The sequence below is a fragment of the Pseudomonas sp. NBRC 111130 genome, assembly GCF_001320485.1.
GTDB classification, from domain to species: domain Bacteria; phylum Pseudomonadota; class Gammaproteobacteria; order Pseudomonadales; family Pseudomonadaceae; genus Aquipseudomonas; species Aquipseudomonas vlassakiae.
Genome location: NZ_BCBG01000070.1, coordinates 1 through 15,468, shown reverse-complemented (window position 1 = coordinate 15,468; position 15,468 = coordinate 1). Strand labels below are relative to the sequence as shown.

Genomic DNA, 15,468 nt, shown 5'->3' with positions numbered 1-15,468 from the left:
CAAAAATTATTGAATAAGTAGTTGATTTACTTGATCAGGCCGGTATAATGGCCGGCCTGATACAGCGTTACAGGTCAGTAGCTCAATTGGCAGAGCGACGGTCTCCAAAACCGTAGGTTGGGGGTTCGATTCCCTCCTGACCTGCCATTTCACCTCGGTGTGATGGCTTTCTTCTTACAGGATCCTCCTCGATGACCCCCAAAACTGAAGCCCAAGAATCGCGTTTTGATCTGTTCAAGTGGCTGGCTGTAGTGGCTTTGGTGGTTGTTGGTGTCGTGGGTAATCAGTATTACTCCGCCTCTCCGATCCTGTATCGCGTCCTTGCACTTCTCGCCCTGGCTGCTGTCGCAGGCTTTGTAGCTCTGCAGACTGCGAAGGGTAAGTCGTTCTTTGTGCTGGCGAAGGAAGCTCGTACCGAGATCCGTAAAGTCGTGTGGCCGACCCGCCAGGAAACCACCCAGACCACGCTGATTGTTGTGGCTGTCGTGCTGGTTATGGCACTGCTGCTGTGGGGGCTTGATTCCCTGCTCGGCTGGGCGGTCTCCCTGATCGTTGGCTAAAGGTGTCCCGTGGCTAAGCGTTGGTATGTTGTGCATGCTTACTCGGGTTACGAGAAGCATGTAATGCGCTCTCTGATCGAGCGCGTGAAGCTGGCAGGCATGGAAGACGGTTTCGGCGAGATCCTGGTCCCGACCGAAGAAGTCGTTGAAATGCGCAATGGCCAGAAGCGCAAAAGTGAGCGCAAATTCTTCCCTGGCTATGTATTGGTCCAGATGGAGATGAACGAAGGGACCTGGCACTTGGTCAAGGATACCCCTCGTGTGATGGGCTTTATCGGTGGTACTGCAGACAAACCTGCACCGATTACCGATAAAGAAGCTGAAGCTATCCTGCGTCGCGTTGCCGACGGTAGTGACAAGCCGAAGCCGAAGACGCTGTTCGAGCCGGGTGAAGTGGTTCGAGTCATTGACGGTCCGTTCGCTGACTTCAATGGTAGTGTCGAAGAGGTTAACTACGAAAAGAGTCGCCTGCAGGTCGCGGTGCTCATTTTCGGTCGCTCTACTCCGGTGGAGCTCGAGTTCAGCCAGGTCGAAAAGGTCTAGGCGGACGAAGCATCCCATACCCCGCAGCCCTGTGTGCTGCGGGGTTTTGTCGTCACTGGGATAAAACGCAAGTCATCCGGGGAGCCATTAGGCGTTTGTACCCGATTTTGGAGTAGCTCATGGCTAAGAAGATTCAGGCTTACATCAAGCTGCAAGTTAAGGCCGGCCAGGCCAACCCAAGCCCACCCGTCGGTCCAGCTCTGGGCCAACACGGTGTGAACATCATGGAGTTCTGCAAGGCCTTCAACGCCCGTACTCAGGGTCAAGAAGCCGGCCTGCCGACTCCAGTGATCATCACTGTCTACAGCGACCGTAGCTTCACCTTCGAGACCAAGAGCACCCCTGCCTCGGTTCTGCTGAAGAAAGCTGCTGGCCTGACCAGTGGTTCGGCTCGCCCGAACACCGTTAAAGTCGGTACCGTTACCCGTGCTCAGCTGGAAGATATCGCCAAGGCTAAACAGGCTGATCTGACCGCCGCTGACCTGGACGCAGCTGTACGCACCATCGCTGGCTCTGCCCGCAGCATGGGCCTGAACGTGGAGGGTGTGTAATGGCTAAGCTGACCAAGCGCCAAAAGGCAATCGCCGAGAAAATCGAAGCAGGCAAGGCCTACAACTTCGAAGAAGCTGCAACTCTGCTCGCTTCGCTGCCGGCTGCCAAGTTCGTAGAATCCTACGACATCGCCGTTAACCTCGGTGTTGACCCGCGTAAATCCGACCAGGTCGTTCGTAGCGCTACCGTGCTGCCACACGGCACTGGCAAGACCGTACGTGTTGCTGTCTTCACCCAGGGTCCAGCTGCTGAAGCCGCTCTGGCTGCCGGCGCTGACCGCGTAGGTATGGACGATCTGGCTGCCGAAATGAAAGGCGGCGACCTGAACTATGACGTCGTCATCGCATCGCCTGATGCCATGCGCGTTGTAGGTCAGCTGGGTCAGGTTCTGGGTCCTCGCGGCCTGATGCCTAACCCGAAAGTGGGTACCGTGACTCCAGACGTAGCCGGCGCAGTCAAAAACGCCAAGGCTGGTCAGGTTCGCTACCGTACCGACAAAAACGGTATCATCCACACCTCCGTTGGCAAGATCGGCTTCGAAGCTGACAAGCTGAAGGAAAACGTTGAAGCCCTGATCGCTGACCTGAAGCGTATCAAGCCGGCCTCTTCGAAAGGTATCTACGTCAAGCGCGTTACCCTGAGCACCACCATGGGCCCAGGTCTGATCATCGATCAGAGCTCGCTGAACGTGTAAGAACATGGTGGCGCGACCTGTCGCGCCACCAGCAAAAATTGGGGTCCCTGCCTGGCGGGGGCTATCCAAGACCGTAGGCGGCGCGAGCCTTAAAATCCCAGCCCACGCAGATGGTGCTCCCGATTCGTTTACCGAATCAGACACCAAAACGACATCCGGCTTCGGCCAGATGAAACGGTAAAAACCAGGAGTAAACCCGTGGCAATTAAACTCGAAGACAAGAAGGCCATCGTCGCTGAAGTCAACGAGGCTGCCAAAGTCGCTCTGTCCGCTGTCGTGGCCGATGCCCGTGGTGTGACTGTAGGCGCAATGACCGGACTCCGTAAAGAGGCCCGCGAAGCTGGCGTATACGTACGTGTCGTACGTAACACGCTGCTCAAGCGCGCTGTTGAAGGCACCGAATTCTCGATCCTCAACGACGCGTTCAAAGGCCCGACCCTGATTGCTTTCTCCAACGAACACCCGGGCGCTGCCGCTCGTCTGTTCAAAGAGTTCGCCAAGGGTCAGGACAAGTTCGAGATCAAGGCAGCTGCGTTTGACGGCAAGTTCCTTGCCGCTAACCAGATCGACGTGCTGGCGACCCTGCCAACTCGCGACGAGGCTATCGCACAGCTGATGAGCGTAATCCAAGGTGCAACCAGCAAGCTGGCTCGTACCCTGGCAGCTCTGCGCGACCAGAAAGAAGCTGCTGCTGCCTAAGGCACGCGCAACTCTTTCAAAATCATACGTTTAATTTGATGGCTGCGTAGGCTGTCACCCCAATACAGGATTTAAGTGATGTCTCTGACTAACGAGCAAATCATCGAAGCGATCGGCCAGAAAACCGTTCTGGAAATTGTTGAACTGATCAAAGCGATGGAAGAAACCTTCGGCGTTACCGCTGCTGCCGCTGTTGCCGCTGGCCCAGCTACCGCCGCTGCCGCTGTTGAAGAGCAGACCGAGTTCAACGTTGTTCTGGTTGAAGCCGGCGACAAGAAAGTGAACGTGATCAAAGCCGTTCGCGAACTGACCGGTCTGGGCCTGAAAGAAGCCAAAGAGAAAGTCGACGGCGCTCCTCAGGTTGTAGCTGAAGGCGTTTCGAAAGAAGCCGCTGAAGACGCTAAGAAGAAGCTGGAAGAAGCAGGCGCTAAAGTCGAGCTGAAGTAATTTCGACTTTGCGATGCCAGCCTGAGCGTTGAGCGAAAGGCTGATGGCTGGTGGCTTATGCCACCGGCCTTTTTCCGTTATTGGTGGCTGGTCAAGCCGGCCCCGATAACACGCTGCAAGACACCCATGTGGGTGCGCAAACCAAGGGGTTTGCACGATTTTCTGGCTGCTCCCGCCGGGAGAAGCCAAACAAGCAGGTGACCAAGCTGGGGAACGCTGATGGCTTACTCATACACTGAGAAAAAACGTATCCGCAAGGACTTTAGCAAGTTGCCGGACGTCATGGATGTGCCATATCTTCTGGCCATCCAGCTGGATTCGTATCGCGAATTCCTGCAAGCGGGAGCATCCAAGGATCAGTTCCGTGACGTCGGCCTGCACGCGGCCTTCAAGTCGGTATTCCCGATCATCAGCTACTCCGGCAATGCTGCCCTGGAGTACGTAGGCTACCGCCTGGGCGATCCCGCCTTCGATGTGAAGGAATGTGTCCTGCGTGGCGTGACCTTCGCGGTCCCACTGCGGGTCAAGGTGCGCCTGATCATCTTCGACAAGGAATCGTCGAACAAAGCGATCAAGGACATCAAAGAGCAAGAAGTCTACATGGGTGAAATCCCCCTGATGACTGAGAACGGTACCTTCGTTATCAACGGTACCGAACGAGTAATCGTTTCCCAGCTGCACCGTTCGCCTGGTGTGTTCTTCGACCACGACCGTGGCAAGACGCACAGCTCCGGCAAGCTGCTGTACTCCGCTCGCATCATCCCTTACCGCGGTTCGTGGCTGGACTTCGAGTTCGACCCGAAAGACTGCGTGTTCGTGCGTATCGACCGTCGCCGCAAACTGCCGGCCTCGGTGCTGCTGCGCGCGCTGGGCTACAGCACGGAAGAAGTACTCAACACCTTCTACACCACCAACGTGTTCCACATTTCGGGCGAGAAGCTGAGCCTGGAACTGGTACCTCAGCGTCTGCGTGGTGAAGTCGCGGTCATGGACATCCATGACGGCGCTGGCAAGGTCATTGTCGAGCAGGGCCGTCGCATCACTGCGCGTCACGTCAATCAGCTCGAGAAGGCTGGCGTCAACCAGCTGGACGTGCCGATGGAGTACGTCCTCGGTCGCACCACCGCCAAGGCCATCGTTCATCCGGCTACCGGCGAGATCCTGGCCGAGTGCAACACCGAGCTGACCACCGAGCTGCTGATCAAGATCGCCAAGGCTCAGGTTGTCCGCATCGAGACCCTTTACACCAACGACATCGATTGCGGTCCGTTCATCTCGGATACCCTGAAGATCGACACCACCAGCAACCAGCTGGAAGCCCTGGTCGAGATCTACCGCATGATGCGTCCAGGCGAGCCGCCGACCAAGGATGCTGCCGAGACCCTGTTCAACAACCTGTTCTTCAGCGCTGAGCGTTACGACCTGTCTGCCGTCGGCCGCATGAAGTTCAACCGTCGTATCGGTCGTACCGAGATCGAAGGTTCGGGCGTGCTGAGCAAAGAAGATATCGTCGAGGTTCTGAAGACCCTGGTCGATATCCGTAACGGCAAAGGCATCGTCGACGACATCGACCACCTGGGTAACCGCCGCGTTCGTTGCGTTGGCGAGATGGCCGAGAACCAGTTCCGCGTTGGCCTGGTACGTGTTGAGCGTGCGGTCAAGGAACGTCTGTCGATGGCCGAAAGCGAAGGCCTGATGCCGCAGGACCTGATCAACGCCAAGCCGGTAGCGGCGGCGGTGAAGGAGTTCTTCGGTTCCAGCCAGCTCTCGCAGTTCATGGACCAGAACAACCCGCTCTCCGAGATCACCCACAAGCGTCGTGTCTCGGCACTCGGCCCTGGTGGTCTGACCCGTGAGCGCGCCGGCTTCGAAGTCCGTGACGTACACCCGACCCACTACGGCCGCGTGTGCCCGATCGAGACCCCTGAAGGTCCGAACATCGGTCTGATCAACTCCCTGGCAGCCTATGCCCGCACCAACCAGTACGGCTTCCTGGAAAGCCCGTACCGCGTGGTGAAGGAAGGCGTGGTCAGCGACGACATCGTGTTCCTGTCGGCCATCGAAGAAGCGGATCACGTGATCGCCCAGGCTTCGGCCGCGATGAACGAGAAGAAGCAGCTGATCGATGAGCTGGTAGCGGTTCGTCACCTGAACGAATTCACCGTCAAGGCGCCGGAAGACGTCACCCTGATGGACGTTTCGCCGAAGCAGGTTGTTTCGGTTGCCGCGTCGCTGATTCCGTTCCTCGAGCACGACGACGCCAACCGTGCGTTGATGGGTTCGAACATGCAGCGTCAGGCTGTACCAACCCTGCGTGCTGACAAGCCGCTGGTAGGTACCGGCATGGAGCGCAACGTTGCCCGTGACTCCGGTGTCTGCGTGGTTGCTCGCCGCGGTGGTGTGATCGACTCGGTCGACGCCAGCCGTATCGTCGTTCGTGTTGCTGACGACGAAGTCGAGACCGGTGAAGCAGGTGTGGATATCTACAACCTGACCAAGTACACCCGTTCGAACCAGAACACCTGCATCAACCAGCGTCCGCTGGTGAGCAAAGGTGACAAGGTCCAGCGTGGCGACATCATGGCTGACGGCCCGTCCACCGACATGGGTGAACTGGCGCTGGGCCAGAACATGCGCATCGCGTTCATGGCGTGGAACGGCTTCAACTTCGAAGACTCCATCTGCCTGTCCGAGCGTGTGGTCCAGGAAGACCGCTTCACCACCATCCACATCCAGGAACTCACCTGTGTGGCGCGTGACACCAAGCTTGGCCCAGAGGAAATCACTGCGGACATCCCGAACGTGGGTGAAGCCGCTCTGAACAAGCTGGACGAAGCCGGTATCGTCTACGTGGGTGCCGAAGTCGGCGCTGGCGACATCCTGGTTGGCAAGGTCACGCCTAAGGGCGAAACCCAGCTGACGCCGGAAGAAAAACTGCTGCGCGCCATCTTCGGTGAAAAGGCCAGCGACGTTAAGGACACCTCCCTGCGTGTGCCGACCGGCACCAAGGGTACCGTCATCGACGTACAGGTCTTCACCCGTGATGGCGTGGAGCGCGACAGCCGCGCCCTGTCCATCGAGAAGATGCAGCTGGACGAGATCCGCAAGGACCTCAACGAAGAGTTCCGCATCGTCGAAGGTGCAACCTTCGAGCGTCTGCGTGCTGCCCTGAACGGCCAAGTGGTCGACGGTGGTGCGGGCCTGAAGAAAGGCACCGTGATCACTGACGAAGTCCTGGACGGTCTGGAGCACGGCCAGTGGTTCAAACTGCGCATGGCCGAAGATGCACTGAACGAGCAGCTGGAAAAGGCTCAGCAGTACATCGTCGACCGCCGCCGTCTGCTGGACGACAAGTTCGAAGACAAGAAGCGCAAGCTGCAGCAGGGCGATGACCTGGCTCCAGGCGTACTGAAGATCGTCAAGGTCTACCTGGCAATCCGCCGTCGCATCCAGCCGGGTGACAAGATGGCCGGTCGTCACGGTAACAAGGGTGTCGTCTCGGTGATCATGCCGGTAGAAGACATGCCGCACGACGCCAACGGTACTCCGGTTGACGTGGTACTGAACCCACTGGGTGTACCTTCGCGTATGAACGTCGGTCAGATCCTTGAAACCCACCTGGGCCTCGCGGCCAAAGGCCTGGGCGAGAAGATCGACCGCATGATCGAAGAGCAGCGTAAAGCCGCTGAACTGCGCACCTTCCTCACCGAGATCTACAACGAGATCGGTGGTCGTCAGGAGAACCTGGACGAGTTCACCGACGAAGAGATCATCGCCCTGGCGAACAACCTGAAGAAAGGTGTGCCAATGGCTACTCCGGTCTTCGACGGTGCCAAGGAGCGTGAGATCAAGGCCATGCTGAAACTGGCAGACCTGCCAGAAAGCGGCCAGATGGTGCTGTTCGACGGCCGTACCGGCAACAAGTTCGAGCGTCCTGTGACCGTTGGTTACATGTACATGCTCAAGCTGAACCACTTGGTGGACGACAAGATGCACGCGCGTTCCACTGGTTCCTACAGCCTGGTTACCCAGCAGCCGCTGGGTGGTAAGGCGCAGTTCGGTGGTCAGCGTTTCGGGGAGATGGAAGTGTGGGCGCTGGAAGCATACGGCGCGGCATACACCCTGCAAGAAATGCTCACAGTGAAGTCGGACGACGTGAACGGCCGTACCAAGATGTACAAGAACATCGTGGATGGCGATCACCGTATGGAGCCGGGCATGCCCGAGTCCTTCAACGTGTTGATCAAAGAGATCCGTTCGCTCGGTATCGATATCGATCTGGAAACCGAATAACACGTGACGCGAAGGGGAGTGGGGCAGGTAATGCCCGCTCCCTGCTCCGCCAGGAGGAAAGGCCTTGAAAGACCTACTGAATTTGCTGAAAAACCAGGGTCAAGTCGAAGAGTTCGACGCCATCCGCATCGGTCTGGCGTCGCCTGAAATGATCCGTTCGTGGTCGTTCGGTGAAGTTAAGAAGCCGGAAACCATCAACTACCGTACGTTCAAGCCTGAGCGTGACGGCCTGTTCTGCGCCAAGATCTTTGGCCCAGTCAAGGACTACGAGTGCCTGTGCGGCAAGTACAAGCGCCTCAAGCACCGTGGCGTGATCTGCGAGAAGTGCGGCGTTGAAGTTGCCCTGGCCAAGGTTCGTCGTGAGCGCATGGCGCACATCGAACTGGCCTCGCCGGTTGCCCACATCTGGTTCCTGAAGTCGCTGCCGTCCCGTATCGGCCTGCTGATGGACATGACCCTGCGTGACATCGAGCGCGTGCTCTACTTCGAGAGCTACGTCGTGATCGACCCAGGCATGACCACCCTCGAGAAGGGTCAGCTGCTGAACGACGAGCAGTACTTCGAAGCGCTGGAAGAGTTCGGTGACGACTTCGACGCCCGCATGGGTGCCGAGGCTGTCCGCGAGCTGCTGCACGCCATCGACCTGGAGCACGAGATTGGCCGCCTGCGCGAAGAGATTCCGCAGACCAACTCGGAAACCAAGATCAAGAAGCTGTCCAAGCGCCTGAAGCTGATGGAAGCTTTCCAGGGCTCGGGCAACCTGCCTGAGTGGATGGTCCTGACCGTACTGCCAGTACTGCCGCCGGACCTGCGTCCGCTGGTACCGCTGGATGGCGGCCGCTTCGCGACCTCCGACCTGAACGACCTGTATCGTCGGGTGATCAACCGTAACAACCGTCTGAAGCGCCTGCTCGATCTGTCGGCGCCAGACATCATCGTGCGCAACGAAAAGCGCATGCTGCAGGAAGCGGTCGACGCCCTGCTGGACAACGGCCGTCGCGGTCGCGCCATCACTGGCTCGAACAAGCGTCCGCTGAAGTCCCTGGCCGACATGATCAAAGGTAAGCAAGGTCGCTTCCGTCAGAACTTGCTCGGTAAGCGTGTGGACTACTCCGGCCGTTCGGTAATTACCGTAGGCCCGACCCTGCGTCTGCACCAGTGCGGTCTGCCGAAGAAGATGGCGCTCGAGCTGTTCAAGCCGTTCATTTTCGGCAAGCTGGAAATGCGTGGTCTGGCGACCACCATCAAGGCTGCCAAGAAGATGGTCGAGCGCGAGCTGCCAGAGGTATGGGACGTTCTCGCCGAAGTGATTCGCGAACACCCCGTGCTGCTCAACCGTGCACCGACCCTGCACCGTCTGGGTATCCAGGCATTCGAACCGGTACTGATCGAAGGTAAGGCCATCCAGCTGCACCCGCTGGTCTGCGCCGCGTACAACGCCGACTTCGACGGTGACCAGATGGCCGTTCACGTGCCGCTGACGCTGGAAGCCCAGCTCGAAGCGCGCGCGCTGATGATGTCGACCAACAACATCCTGTCGCCAGCCAACGGTGAGCCAATCATCGTTCCGTCGCAGGACGTTGTACTGGGTCTGTACTACATGACCCGTGAAGCCATCAACGCCAAGGGCGAAGGTCGCGTATTCGCCGACCTGCAGGAAGTCGACCGCGTGTTCCGCGCCGGCGAAGCTGCCCTGCACGCGAAAATCAAGGTTCGTATCAACGAAACCGTGAGAGAGCGTGACGGTTCGGTGGTCAAGAATACCCGCATCGTCGACACCACCGTCGGCCGTGCGCTGCTGTTCCAGGTTGTTCCGGCAGGCCTGCCGTACGACGTGGTCAACCAGCCGATGAAAAAGAAGGCGATCTCCAAGCTGATCAACCAGTGCTACCGCGTGGTGGGTCTGAAAGAGACCGTTATCTTCGCTGACCAGCTGATGTACACCGGTTTCGCCTACTCGACCATTTCCGGCGTTTCCATCGGTGTTAACGACTTCGTTATCCCGGACGAGAAAGCCCGCATCATCGGTAACGCTACCGACGAAGTGAAGGAAATCGAGAGCCAGTACGCCTCCGGCCTGGTAACCCAGGGCGAGAAATACAACAAGGTCATCGACTTGTGGTCGAAGGCGAACGACGAAGTGTCCAAGGCGATGATGGCCAACCTCTCGAAAGAGAAGGTCATCGATCGCGATGGCAACGAAGTCGACCAAGAGTCTTTCAACTCGATGTACATGATGGCTGACTCGGGTGCGCGGGGTTCCGCAGCCCAGATCCGTCAGCTGGCTGGTATGCGTGGCCTGATGGCCAAGCCGGACGGCTCGATCATCGAGACGCCGATCACCGCGAACTTCCGTGAAGGTCTGAGCGTACTCCAGTACTTCATCTCGACCCACGGTGCTCGTAAGGGTCTGGCGGATACCGCACTGAAGACTGCGAACTCCGGTTACCTGACTCGTCGTCTGGTAGATGTTGCACAAGACTTGGTCGTGACCGAGATCGACTGCGGCACCGACCAGGGCCTGCTGATGACCCCGCACATTGAAGGCGGCGACGTTGTAGAGCCGCTGGGTGAGCGTGTACTGGGCCGTGTCATCGCCCGTGACGTGTTCAAGCCAGGCACCGAGGACGTCATCGTTCCGGCCGGTACCCTGGTCGACGAGCAGTGGGTCGAGTTCATCGAGCTGAACAGCATCGACGAAGTAGTCGTGCGTTCGCCGATCAACTGCGAAACCCGTTTCGGTATCTGCGCCAAGTGCTACGGTCGTGACCTGGCTCGTGGTCACCAGGTGAACATCGGTGAAGCTGTCGGCGTTATCGCTGCACAGTCGATCGGTGAGCCGGGTACCCAGCTGACCATGCGTACGTTCCACATCGGTGGTGCTGCAAGCCGTACCTCGGCTGCCGACAGCGTCCAGGTGAAGAATGGCGGTATGGTTCGCCTGCACAACCTGAAACAGGTTGAGCGTGCCGACGGTAACCTGGTTGCCGTATCGCGTTCCGGCGAGCTGGCCATTGCCGACGAATTCGGTCGTGAGCGTGAGCGCTACAAGCTGCCTTACGGTGCGGTGATTTCGGTCAAGGAAGGTGACAAGGTCGAAGCTGGCGCCATCGTCGCCAAGTGGGACCCGCACACCCACCCGATCGTTACCGAACTGAAAGGTACCGTGACCTTCGTGGGCATGGAAGAAAACATCACCATCAAGCGTCAGACGGATGAGCTGACCGGCTTGACCAACATTGAAGTGATGGACGTCAAGGATCGCCCTGCCGCAGGCAAGGAAATCCGTCCGGCAATCAAGATGGTCGACGCCGCTGGCAAGGACCTGTACCTGCCAGGTACCGACGTACCTGCCCAGTACTTCCTGCCGGCCAACGCCCTCGTGGGTGTGGCTGACGGTGCCCAGATCGGTGTTGGTGACGTTATCGCGCGTATTCCGCAAGAAACGTCGAAGACCCGTGACATCACCGGTGGTCTGCCACGCGTTGCCGACCTGTTCGAAGCGCGCCGTCCGAAGGAAGCCTCGATTCTGGCTGAAGTCAGCGGCACCATCGCGTTCGGTAAGGAGACCAAGGGCAAGCGTCGTCTGGTCATCACTCCGACCGACGGCAGCGAGCCGTATGAAGAGCTGATTCCGAAGTGGCGCCACCTGAACGTCTTCGAAGGCGAACAGGTAAACCGCGGCGAAGTTATCTCCGACGGCCCGAGCGATCCGCACGACATCCTGCGTCTGCTGGGTGTGAGCGCGCTGGCCAAATACATCGTCAACGAGATCCAGGACGTTTACCGTCTGCAGGGCGTTAAGATCAACGACAAGCACATCGAGACCATCCTGCGTCAGATGCTGCGCAAGGTCGAGATCGCCGAGTCGGGTGACTCCAGCTTCATCAAGGGCGACCAGATGGAGCTGACCCAGGTGCTGATGGAAAACGAGCGCCTGGCAGCGGAAGACAAGTTCGTCTCCAAATACACCCGCGTGCTGCTGGGTATCACCAAGGCCTCGCTGTCGACCGAATCGTTCATCTCCGCGGCTTCCTTCCAGGAAACCACCCGCGTACTGACCGAAGCGGCTGTAACCGGGAAGCGTGACTACCTGCGCGGCCTGAAAGAGAACGTGGTCGTGGGTCGTCTGATCCCGGCTGGTACTGGTCTGGCCTACCACAGCGAGCGCAAGCGCCGCCGTGATGCCGACAAACCGCTGCGTGTGAGCGCCAGTGAGGTGGAAGCCGCACTGACCGAAGCGCTGAACTCCAGCGGTAACTAAGTACAGGGCAGGGCCCCGGCAAACCTCGAACGACCATCGCTGACATGAAATGTTGCCGATGATCGGGCGAGGAGGGCCGGGGCCTCGTCTTGACTGGGTGCAAGATCCTCCGTAGACTTTTGTACCCTTAAATTTGGTGAGGCTCCGTCTCGCCAATTTTTGGCTTTCTTGCAAGACAATAGAGTCGCAAGACAATCAGTGGAGCTAGTAGATGGCAACTATCAACCAGCTGGTACGTCAGCCGCGTAAGCGTTCGGTCGAGAAGTCCGACGTTCCTGCGCTGCAGAACTGCCCGCAGCGTCGTGGCGTGTGCACCCGCGTGTACACCACCACGCCGAAAAAACCTAACTCGGCACTGCGTAAAGTATGCCGTGTGCGTCTGACCAACGGTTTCGAGGTTTCCTCGTACATCGGTGGTGAAGGCCACAACCTGCAAGAGCACAGCGTCGTCCTGATCCGTGGCGGCCGTGTAAAAGACTTGCCAGGTGTTCGTTACCACACCGTTCGCGGCTCTCTGGATACTTCGGGCGTTAAAGGCCGTAACCAGGGTCGTTCGAAATACGGTACCAAGCGTCCGAAGTAATCGGCCGTTTGCAGACATCCATTTTTTTGAGTCGATAAGAGTAAGGTCGGGCAGGGGTCGAAGACCCGCGTCCCGGGCTAACCTGAAGACCGTTTGAGGGCTTATCATGCCAAGACGTCGTGTAGCAGCAAAACGTGAGATCCTTGACGATCCGAAGTACGGATCCCAGATCCTCGCCAAGTTCATGAACCACGTGATGGAAAGCGGCAAGAAGGCCGTAGCCGAGCGCATCGTTTACGGTGCCCTGGATACCGTCAAAGCACGCAAGAACAGCGACCCCCTGGAAATCTTCGAGAAAGCTCTCGACGCCATCGCTCCGCTGGTCGAAGTAAAGTCCCGTCGTGTCGGCGGTGCCACTTACCAGGTTCCGGTTGAAGTTCGTCCATCCCGTCGTAACGCTCTGGCAATGCGCTGGCTCGTAGACTACGCCCGCAAGCGCGGCGAGAAGTCGATGGCTCTGCGTCTGGCCGGTGAGCTGCTGGATGCTGCCGAAGGCAAGGGTGCTGCGGTCAAGAAGCGTGAAGACGTGCACCGTATGGCTGAAGCCAACAAAGCGTTCTCGCACTACCGCTTCTAATTCAAGCATCAATTATTTTGCGAGGGCTTTATGGCTCGTACTACAGCAATTAACCGCTACCGTAACATCGGTATCTGCGCCCACGTTGACGCGGGCAAGACTACCACTACCGAGCGGATCCTGTTCTACACAGGTCTGAGCCACAAGATGGGCGAGGTGCATGACGGCGCCGCGACCACCGACTGGATGGTGCAGGAGCAGGAGCGCGGTATCACCATTACCTCCGCTGCCGTTACCACCTTCTGGAAAGGTTCCCGTGGTCAGTACGACAACTACCGCGTAAACGTCATCGATACCCCCGGTCACGTTGACTTCACCATTGAAGTTGAGCGTTCGCTGCGTGTACTCGACGGCGCGGTCGTTGTGTTCTGCGGTACTTCCGGCGTTGAGCCGCAGTCCGAAACCGTATGGCGTCAGGCCAACAAGTACGGCGTTCCACGTGTTGTCTACGTGAACAAGATGGACCGTGCCGGTGCCAACTTCCTGCGCGTTGTCGGCCAGATCAAGAACCGCCTGGGCCACACCCCGGTTCCGATCCAGCTGGCTATCGGTGCAGAAGACGATTTCCAGGGTCAGGTCGACCTGATCAAGATGAAAGCCATCTACTGGAACGAAGACGACAAGGGTACTACCTACCGTGAGGAAGAAATTCCTGCGGATCTGGTCGACCTGGCTAACGAATGGCGCAACAACATGGTTGAAGCCGCCGCCGAAGCCAGCGAAGAGCTGATGAACAAGTACCTTGAAGAAGGTGAGCTGACCGTCGAAGAAATCAAGGCAGGCCTGCGCGCGCGCACCCTGGCCAGCGAGATCGTTCCGGCTGTCTGCGGTTCGTCGTTCAAGAACAAGGGCGTTCCCCTGGTTCTCGACGCCGTCATCGACTTCCTGCCTGCTCCGACCGAGATTCCTGCGATCAAGGGTATCCACCCTGATCTGGCCGAAGTGCCGAAGGATGAAGTCACTCCTGAGCAGTACGACGAGCGTCACGCCAGCGATGACGAGCCGTTCTCGGCTCTGGCATTCAAGATTGCCACCGACCCGTTCGTTGGTACTCTGACCTTCGTCCGCGTTTACTCGGGCTTCCTGACCTCTGGTGACTCCGTCGTCAACTCGGTCAAGGGCAAGAAAGAGCGCGTTGGTCGTATGGTGCAGATGCACGCCAACCAGCGTGAAGAAATCAAGGAAGTACGTGCAGGCGACATCGCTGCTCTGATCGGCATGAAGGACGTCACCACCGGTGACACCCTGTGCAATGCCGACAAGCCGATCATCCTCGAGCGTATGGACTTCCCTGAGCCGGTAATTTCGCTCTCCGTAGAGCCGAAAACCAAGGCTGACCAGGAGAAGATGGGTATCGCTCTGGGCAAACTGGCCCAGGAAGACCCGTCGTTCCGCGTCAAGACCGACGAAGAAACCGGCCAGACCATCATCTCCGGTATGGGCGAGCTGCACCTGGACATCCTCGTTGACCGCATGAAGCGCGAGTTCAACGTCGAAGCCAACATTGGCAAGCCGCAGGTTTCGTACCGCGAGAAGATCACCAAGTCCAACGTCGAAATCGAAGGCAAATTCGTTCGTCAGTCGGGCGGCCGTGGTCAGTTCGGTCACTGCTGGATCCGTTTCTCGGAGCCGGATCAGGACGACAAGGGCAACATCACCGAAGGTCTGGTGTTCGCCAACGAAGTCGTTGGTGGTGTGATTCCTAAGGAATACATCCCTGCGATCCAGAAGGGTATCGAAGAGCAGATGAAAAACGGCGTTGTTGCCGGTTATCCTCTGATCGGCCTGAAGGCCGCGGTATTCGATGGTTCGTACCACGACGTCGACTCCAACGAAATGGCGTTCAAGATCGCTGCTTCGATGGCAACCAAGCAACTGGCCCAGAAGGGCGGTGGCGTGGTTCTCGAGCCGATCATGAAGGTCGAAGTTGTAACCCCGGAAGACTACCTGGGTGACGTGATGGGTGACCTGAACCGTCGTCGTGGTCTGGTACAGGGTATGGATGAGTCGGTCTCTGGCCGCGTCGTCCGCGCTGAAGTTCCGCTCGGAGAGATGTTCGGTTACGCGACCGACGTTCGTTCCATGTCTCAGGGTCGCGCAAGCTACTCCATGGAATTCTCCAAATACGCCGAAGCTCCGTCGAACATCGTCGAAGCACTCGTTAAAAAACAAGGCTAATCCCCTTTAGGCAAGAGGTTCACTGTCGTGGCTAAAGAAAAATTTGATCGTTCCCTTCCCCACGTTAACGTCGGCACC

Annotated in this window: 11 protein-coding genes and 1 tRNA gene; all 12 read left to right on the top strand. The window is 58.2% G+C overall.

All coding sequences use genetic code 11. From position 1 onward, the window contains the following. Positions 1-71 precede the first annotated feature (71 nt). The 12 genes from APH33_RS21905 to fusA all read left to right on the top strand — a co-directional run bounded on the left by APH33_RS21905 (position 72) and on the right by fusA (position 15,390). Positions 72-147 (top strand) — tRNA-Trp (locus APH33_RS21905). 44 nt (positions 148-191) lie between these two features. Next, positions 192-560, top strand: coding sequence for a preprotein translocase subunit SecE (gene secE / locus APH33_RS21900; protein WP_054887148.1), 369 nt, complete (start codon positions 192-194; stop codon positions 558-560). 9 nt (positions 561-569) lie between these two features. Beyond that, positions 570-1,103: a transcription termination/antitermination protein NusG gene (gene nusG, locus APH33_RS21895; RefSeq protein WP_003255501.1), complete on the top strand. Its 534-nt coding sequence runs from the start codon at positions 570-572 to the stop codon at positions 1,101-1,103. Between the two features lie 119 nt (positions 1,104-1,222). Next, positions 1,223-1,654: a 50S ribosomal protein L11 gene (rplK, locus tag APH33_RS21890; protein WP_003255500.1), complete on the top strand. Its 432-nt coding sequence runs from the start codon at positions 1,223-1,225 to the stop codon at positions 1,652-1,654. Then, entirely contained in the window at positions 1,654-2,349 is a 696-nt protein-coding gene (gene rplA / locus APH33_RS21885; protein WP_027919361.1) for a 50S ribosomal protein L1, read from the top strand. The genes rplK and rplA overlap by 1 nt, the downstream gene beginning before the upstream one ends. 198 nt (positions 2,350-2,547) lie before the next feature. Next, positions 2,548-3,048 (top strand): 50S ribosomal protein L10, encoded by a 501-nt coding sequence (rplJ, locus tag APH33_RS21880; RefSeq protein WP_003257082.1) that lies wholly within the window; start codon positions 2,548-2,550, stop codon positions 3,046-3,048. A 78-nt stretch (positions 3,049-3,126) separates the two neighbouring features. Then, positions 3,127-3,495, top strand: coding sequence for a 50S ribosomal protein L7/L12 (rplL, locus tag APH33_RS21875; RefSeq protein WP_054887147.1), 369 nt, complete (start codon positions 3,127-3,129; stop codon positions 3,493-3,495). Positions 3,496-3,714: 219 nt separating this feature from the next. Further along, the gene (gene rpoB, locus APH33_RS21870; RefSeq protein ID WP_054887146.1) at positions 3,715-7,788 is read left to right on the top strand and encodes a DNA-directed RNA polymerase subunit beta; all 4,074 of its coding nucleotides are present in this window, start codon (positions 3,715-3,717) and stop codon (positions 7,786-7,788) included. A 64-nt stretch (positions 7,789-7,852) separates the two neighbouring features. Then, positions 7,853-12,052, top strand: a complete 4,200-nt coding sequence (gene rpoC, locus APH33_RS21865) for a DNA-directed RNA polymerase subunit beta' (protein WP_054887145.1) — start codon at positions 7,853-7,855, stop codon at positions 12,050-12,052. Positions 12,053-12,263: 211 nt separating this feature from the next. Next, positions 12,264-12,635: a 30S ribosomal protein S12 gene (gene rpsL, locus APH33_RS21860; RefSeq protein WP_003255492.1), complete on the top strand. Its 372-nt coding sequence runs from the start codon at positions 12,264-12,266 to the stop codon at positions 12,633-12,635. Between the two features lie 106 nt (positions 12,636-12,741). Further along, positions 12,742-13,212, top strand: coding sequence for a 30S ribosomal protein S7 (gene rpsG / locus APH33_RS21855; protein WP_003246741.1), 471 nt, complete (start codon positions 12,742-12,744; stop codon positions 13,210-13,212). Between the two features lie 30 nt (positions 13,213-13,242). Next, complete coding sequence (gene fusA, locus APH33_RS21850) at positions 13,243-15,390, top strand: elongation factor G (protein ID WP_054887144.1); 2,148 nt, start codon at positions 13,243-13,245, stop codon at positions 15,388-15,390. Positions 15,391-15,468 lie beyond the last annotated feature (78 nt).

What these genes read in the sequence shown, in the direction of transcription:
- fusA (WP_054887144.1), top strand. Translation starts at nt 13,243, where the DNA reads ATGGCTCGTACTACAGCAATTAACCGCTACCGTAACATCGGTATCTGC.
- rplA (WP_027919361.1), top strand. Translation starts at nt 1,654, where the DNA reads ATGGCTAAGCTGACCAAGCGCCAAAAGGCAATCGCCGAGAAAATCGAA.
- rplL (WP_054887147.1), top strand. Translation starts at nt 3,127, where the DNA reads ATGTCTCTGACTAACGAGCAAATCATCGAAGCGATCGGCCAGAAAACC.
- rpsG (WP_003246741.1), top strand. Translation starts at nt 12,742, where the DNA reads ATGCCAAGACGTCGTGTAGCAGCAAAACGTGAGATCCTTGACGATCCG.
- rplK (WP_003255500.1), top strand. Translation starts at nt 1,223, where the DNA reads ATGGCTAAGAAGATTCAGGCTTACATCAAGCTGCAAGTTAAGGCCGGC.
- rpsL (WP_003255492.1), top strand. Translation starts at nt 12,264, where the DNA reads ATGGCAACTATCAACCAGCTGGTACGTCAGCCGCGTAAGCGTTCGGTC.
- rpoB (WP_054887146.1), top strand. Translation starts at nt 3,715, where the DNA reads ATGGCTTACTCATACACTGAGAAAAAACGTATCCGCAAGGACTTTAGC.
- secE (WP_054887148.1), top strand. Translation starts at nt 192, where the DNA reads ATGACCCCCAAAACTGAAGCCCAAGAATCGCGTTTTGATCTGTTCAAG.